Annotated in this window: 5 protein-coding genes and 1 pseudogene; all 6 read right to left on the bottom strand. The window is 38.2% G+C overall.

The features are described from left to right. Positions 1-92: 92 nt before the first annotated feature. The 6 genes and pseudogenes from CF596_RS06140 to CF596_RS06115 all read right to left on the bottom strand — a co-directional run bounded on the left by CF596_RS06140 (position 93) and on the right by CF596_RS06115 (position 6,442). Positions 93-1,112 (bottom strand): glycosyltransferase, encoded by a 1,020-nt coding sequence (locus tag CF596_RS06140; protein ID WP_096901544.1) that lies wholly within the window; start codon positions 1,110-1,112, stop codon positions 93-95. A 22-nt stretch (positions 1,113-1,134) separates the two neighbouring features. Then, positions 1,135-2,088 carry a glycosyltransferase gene (locus CF596_RS06135; RefSeq protein WP_096901543.1) on the bottom strand — a complete coding sequence of 318 codons (954 nt, stop codon included), beginning with the start codon at positions 2,086-2,088 and terminating at the stop codon, positions 1,135-1,137. A gap of 208 nt (positions 2,089-2,296) precedes the next feature. Continuing rightward, positions 2,297-3,169, bottom strand: a complete 873-nt coding sequence (locus CF596_RS06130; RefSeq protein WP_096901542.1) for a lysophospholipid acyltransferase family protein — start codon at positions 3,167-3,169, stop codon at positions 2,297-2,299. 185 nt (positions 3,170-3,354) lie between these two features. After that, positions 3,355-3,576 carry a hypothetical protein gene (locus tag CF596_RS06125; protein WP_096901541.1) on the bottom strand — a complete coding sequence of 74 codons (222 nt, stop codon included), beginning with the start codon at positions 3,574-3,576 and terminating at the stop codon, positions 3,355-3,357. A gap of 115 nt (positions 3,577-3,691) precedes the next feature. Continuing rightward, complete coding sequence (gene aspS / locus CF596_RS06120; RefSeq protein ID WP_004975017.1) at positions 3,692-5,476, bottom strand: aspartate--tRNA ligase; 1,785 nt, start codon at positions 5,474-5,476, stop codon at positions 3,692-3,694. 209 nt (positions 5,477-5,685) lie between these two features. Next, positions 5,686-6,442 (bottom strand): annotated as a pseudogene (locus CF596_RS06115) (DUF4184 family protein). Positions 6,443-6,445: the final 3 nt, after the last annotated feature.

Raw genomic sequence — 6,445 nt, 5'->3', positions numbered from 1 at the left:
CCCGATAAAATACCCATAAAACAAGAGGAAGCTCAAATGAGCTTCCTCTTGTGAAAAATTGTGGGACAGCAATGGAGCAGTAGCTCCTTTTTTTATTTTGGTTTATTAAAAATAATTTTATAAGGTGCAACTAGGATGATTGAAATTAGAAATTGTATGCACAATTTTAGAATATAAAAAGGCACAACATAAAAGGGGATTGTACGTAAAGCAAGCATACTGGTTGGGATAATTCGGTCATAATATCTACGCCGTATTGCTAGAGATGCATTCTTGCGTAACTCTTTAGACAATGCCTTATTATTTTTTAAATAGATTGTATTGGCTAGAGGTTGTTTCTTTCTATACTCATTAAGAAAAGTATTCATACTTTCACGGAATAGAATGACCTGTCGACGGACCTCAAAGTGATCTTTCTTCTTTTTGGCTTGGGCAATGACACTCGTATCGTGGTAACGGAAATAATTTAAACATTCTGCTGTATAGAAAATATCACCTTGAGATATGATTTTAGCCCAAATTTGCCAATCTCCGATAAATCTTAAGCGTGGATTTGCTCCACCGACATCAAGATAGGTTTGTTTTTTAAAAACTACGGCACTCGCATTTGGAATAGTATTTCCTGTGTTTAAAAACTTTTCAAAATATTCTAAGCCGCACATCTCAAAATCATTTTCAAATAAAGTCGGGTTAAGATGATCTGTAGCATCTTTCCATGAACCTGTCACTATGCCATTTTCATTCATGCGATAAGATTGACTATAGGCTAAGACTAACTTTTTATTCTTATAAAATGGAGCAACCAGCTTCTCTAAAAAGTGTGGATCAGCAACATCATCTGATTCTGCAATCCAGATTAAATCTCCTTTTGCCAGTTCAATCCCTTTATTCCATTGAAAAAAAGTTGAGCCGGAGTTTTTTTCATTGATAATACAATGCGAAACTTTTGGGTGGTTGGAATATCTTTTTAATATTTCAGCACTGTTATCTGGAGAGAGATCATCAAGTAGAATAATTTCGAAGTCGGATAAAGTTTGATTAAGAATGCTTTTAATGCGTTCTTCTAAATATTTTTCATGGTTATAACAAGGAATAATGACGCTAACAAACACGGAATGGGTAACCTATCTAGATCTATTGTGAAATTTTTGAATCAAGTAACAATTCAACCAGAGTTTTTAACCTATTTTTATAGGTGTGGTGATAATGGACTTTATCTTTTGCTAATCTAGCATTAATTATGGTTTCTTTAAGTTTACTTTTCAATTCTTGGGGATTTGAAAAGTAAATAATTTCCTCATCAATTTTAAATACTAATTCTAAATCCTCAACATATTCACTGACTAATATACATCCACATGCAGGTGCTTCGAAGCATCGCATATTCATACCTTGCCTAATATTTTTTTTGTTAATCAGATTTAAAATATATTTATGTTTTCGGTAAAGATTTGCTACTTGCGTTAAAGGAATATTGTATGGATGAATAATACTATCTGCTTTTTTGAGTTTATCCCAACCTTTACCATAAATTGTAAGAGGAAGAGGAATTTGTTCAATCAGTTCCTGTCTGTTAGGTGACCACGCACCAATAAATAATAAGCGTTCAGCTTTCGACTCATTGCCTTCAAAAAAGATATTGGGATTATAGGCTAATGGCAAATACAGGCTATTTGTAATACCTATTTTTTTTGCATCCTCCATGAAGCTGGAATCTGTAAAGCAAAATAAATCGATAATCTCTTTAGATTTAGCTAATCTTTGATCAAAGAAGTCACCAATCCAATGCGCTTTTTTACATGGATATTTTGATAAAACCTTTATTAAAGAGGGTGAGAAGTAAAATAAATCGACAATTAAAATTAAGTCTGGTTGAAATGAATATAACTTTTTCTCTAGTAATTTCGCTGTGTATACGTCTTTGTTGGGAATAATTTTTTTTAAAAAACGTTCTAGTGTATTGTTATGATTGAGAGCAAAGCCTGAAATTACATAGTCAGCGCTTTGATCATTTGAGTCCAATATATTTTCATACCATTGGAGAATGCCATTTCGTTTGCCAATCACTAAAATCTTTAATTTTGCCATTATTATTTATCCAGATTCCTATTCAACACTATATAAACTATCCTATAAAATTACCAGTGCACCTAAAATACTCTTTAAGAAATAATAGACTAATGGGGTATTAGAGTATAAAGATATCATTCGCAAGTATAGAGTACATAAATAACCACTGAGCGACTAAAAAAACAGCATGATTCTATGGTTGTGTATGGCAATATAGCATCGCTTTTTATCTAGGGTTTGATGTATAAAGATTTTTATTCCCTTCAACATTTCTAAAGCGCTTATAAGACCAAATATATTGCTCGGGTGCGATATTAATCATGTCTTCTAAATTTTGATTCAAGCTATCCACTGAAGTTTGTAGATCCTTCGATAAAATCTGATCGGATAGTGGTGAGCAATACACATTAAAACCCGATGTTTCATCACGAATACAATTGAGGCCTACTATATTGCATTGGGTCTTACTGACCAGTTTTGACACCAGCGTGGTAGATAAGGTCTTTTGCCCAAAAAACTCTGAATAAATACCTCCCGATGCTTTCGGAAGATGATCTGGTAAAATGACCGTTAAGCCTCCTTGCTTCAGATGTTTAAAGATGGCACGTACGCCATTTTCATCGGTGGGGACAAGCGTGGCATTCAATCGCTGGCGCGCTTCTAGCATAAAGCGATCCACTGCTTTATGTTTATTGGGCTTGTACATGATCATCGGGGCGGCATGTAAATTCAGCCATGCATTTAAAAATTCCCAACAGCCCAAATGTGCAACCACAACTATAACGCCTTTTTTATTGGCTAAGGCTTCTGTAAGATGCTGCTCTCCGTAAATATTTTTGATCTGATTTAAGCTGTATTCAGGCGGCATACCCCAACATTTGATTGATTCTATATAGGTCATACATTGACTTTTTAAGCTTTTCTTGAGGAGAGTCTGGTAGGCTGTTTCATCTAGTTTTGGATAAGCCAGCTTTAAATTGATGCTGGTAATTCGTTTGAGTGAGGAATTGAAGGAATACAGCAGAATTGCAATGCAGGATGCCAGAAGCTGTAAAAAAAACAACGGAAATCGGGAAATGACTTTGAGGAAAAAATACATAATATTGTAACTCTTTGAAAACTACACTGGTTATAAGAAGAAAATTTTGCAAAGAGTTTTATTACAGCAAGGATGATGCTGCCCCTATGTCTAAATCACAGATAAGGAGTTAAACATTTTCAGAACAAAATAAAACGAGATAAAACCACTGAGGAAAGTCACCACTCAGTGGTTAAAGAAGGGAATTATTCGACTTTCTCTGCGTTGCCTTTTAAAACCATATAAATCAGCCCCACAAAAATCACAAATGCGCCGCCAATAGAACTTAAGCTAAAGTATAAAATACGGTCATTGGTGTCTAAGGCAAACAGGTTATTGGCCAGAATATAACGCATGAATAACCATTGAGCGACAGCAAATACAATTAGCATAATGCCACGATTACGAACTGCAGGACGCATAGCCATAGTAACGCTCAACTCAAAATTCAAAACGAAGTGCTATTATGCCACTAGCTTGGCTTTATCTCAATTCATAAAAAAACCCTGCAAATTTGCAGGGTTCTTCTCACATTCTCAAAACTTATTCTTGAGATTCTGCTTTTGGTTTTTCACGTAAACGAATACCTAAATCACGCAATTGAGTCGCTTCAACTGGTGCAGGTGCTTGAGTCAATGGACATTCAGCTGTCTTAGTTTTCGGGAAGGCAATCACATCACGAATAGACGATGCACCTGTCATCAACATCACTAAACGGTCTAAACCAAATGCTAAACCACCGTGCGGAGGCGCACCGTATTTCAACGCATTCAGTAAGAAGCTGAATTTCTCTTCGGCTTCTTCTTCTTCAATGCCTAAAGCTTCAAAAATCGCTTTTTGCATTTCTAAAGTATAAATACGCAGTGAGCCACCACCAATTTCAGTACCGTTCAAGACCATGTCATAGGCAACAGATAATGCTTCGCCTGGATTGCTTTTCACATCTTCAACGCTTGATTTTGGTAAAGTGAATGGGTGATGCACAGAAGTCCATTTACCATCATCTGTTTCTTCAAACATTGGGAAATCAACGACCCAAAGCGGTGCCCATTCGCAAGTGGCGAGGTTCAAATCGTGACCGATTTTGACACGCAGTGCGCCCATCGCATCATTGACCACTTTGGCTTTATCTGCACCAAAGAATACGATGTCGCCATTTTCTGCGCCTACACGTTTGAGTAGATCAAGCACGATTGGCTCAATAAATTTCACGATTGGAGATTGTAAACCTTCAATGCCTTTTTCAAGTTCATTGACTTTAATATACGCCAAACCTTTTGCACCATAGATGCCAACAAATTTAGTGTATTCATCAATTGCACTACGTGGCAATGAACCCGCGCCAGGAACACGAAGCGCAACAATACGACCTTTCGGATCTTTCGCTGGGCCAGCAAACACTTTGAACTCAACGTCTTGCATTAAGTCTGCTACGTCTACCAATTTCAGTGGAATACGCAAGTCTGGCTTATCAGACGCATAATCACGCATCGCTTCTGAATACGGCATACGTTGGAATTTGTCGAATTTCACGCCTAGAAGTTCATCGAACATCTTCACGGTCATGCCTTCCATCAAATCCATAATGTCATCGTCACTCATGAACGATGTTTCAATGTCGATTTGAGTAAATTCTGGCTGACGGTCTGCGCGTAAATCCTCGTCACGGAAACATTTAGCGATTTGGTAATAACGGTCAATACCACCCACCATCAACAATTGTTTAAATAATTGTGGAGATTGTGGCAGAGCATAGAAGCTACCGTTAGATACGCGGCTTGGTACTAAATAGTCACGCGCACCTTCAGGCGTTGCACGTGTTAAAATTGGTGTTTCAACATCCAAGAAACCATGATCGTCTAAATAGTTACGAATTAGGTTGGTGACTTTAGAACGGAAACGTAAGCGATCTAACATTTCTGGACGACGGATGTCCAAGAAACGGTATTTCAAACGAATTTCTTCTGAAATGTTGGTATTTTCATCGTTCAATGGGAACGGAGGCGTTTCAGATGCTGCAAGAACTTCAATTTCCTTGCCTAAAACTTCAATTTGTCCACTGACCATATTGGCATTTTCTGTGCCTGCATAGCGACGACGTACACGACCTGTGATTTTTAATACAAATTCTGAACGTGCTTTGTCTGCAGTTGCAAATGCTTCTGGGGTATCTGGGTCAATTACGACTTGCACAAGACCATCACGGTCACGCATGTCTAGGAAAATTACACCACCGTGGTCACGACGACGGTGTACCCAACCACACAGGGTCACGGTTTGATCAATTTGAGCTTCGGTTAAAGAACCGCAATAATGAGTTCGCATCATAGCGTTAAAAATCCAACTATATGGGTTAAGGAAGCGAATACGTAAACAGCGCACCGCCTTTAGCAAAGGTAGGATTATGCCTCTTTGGGCATGTGGCGACAAGAACCTGCTGCAAAAACAGTGGGTTTTTACAAGGAATGTGTCTGAAATAGGATAATGCAGCAAGATTCAGGATAAAGTGATGAGCTTTGACTTTATTTTATCTACCCTTACCGATCCAAAAACAAAAATAACAGACAACCTAAACTGAACATGAGTAATGCCCCTTGGCTAAACTCATTGATGGCACGTCCCGTAAAATAATACAGTTCGGCTTGCCAAGTCGCATCGGGGATATAACGCGCATAATCCCAAAGGGAAAAACCACCAAATACAATCGACAAGATAATTAGAGCAATGGCATAAACGCGAATTTTAGTGCTTACAGAACTGACCTGCCGATGCTTGCGATAATAATGCAGGCTCATCCATAACAAAAAAGGCAGCGCCAAAATAGAACTGCCAATTTGTAGTACGCGATGCATCGGATAAATACCTGTGCCTAATTGTACCGATTGCGCTAAAAAATCCTGAAAGGCAAAACTACGAAAGTCGTGATGGGTTAAACCATCCCAAATTAAATGGGTGGCATTGCCAATCAGTAAGGCGAGAATCAAGCCACATACAAACCCAAGTACAGATTTTATTATGTTTAGATTTAAGATTTAACGGGTGATGGATTCCCACAAAGCGATACAATGCAGGGCGATAGAGCAAATACCACAGCGCACAAAAGACAAGACCCAATAATAAATTTGGATACAGCAATGCTGACCATAAATGTGGAGTGGGATCATGACGCAAAGTAAACAGACGGTGTAAATCTGGCAACATCGTACCTATAGCGAGTGCAGCGATAGGCAGACGTTGTCCTGAAAGCTTGGCGAGTGGTGGGGCAAGTACCGCATGTGAGAGCGTAAAGGGCATACC

Origin of the sequence: Acinetobacter sp. YT-02 (assembly GCF_002412355.1) — a bacterium.
Taxonomy (GTDB): domain Bacteria; phylum Pseudomonadota; class Gammaproteobacteria; order Pseudomonadales; family Moraxellaceae; genus Acinetobacter; species Acinetobacter towneri.
This window is presented reverse-complemented; position numbering and strand designations above follow the sequence as displayed.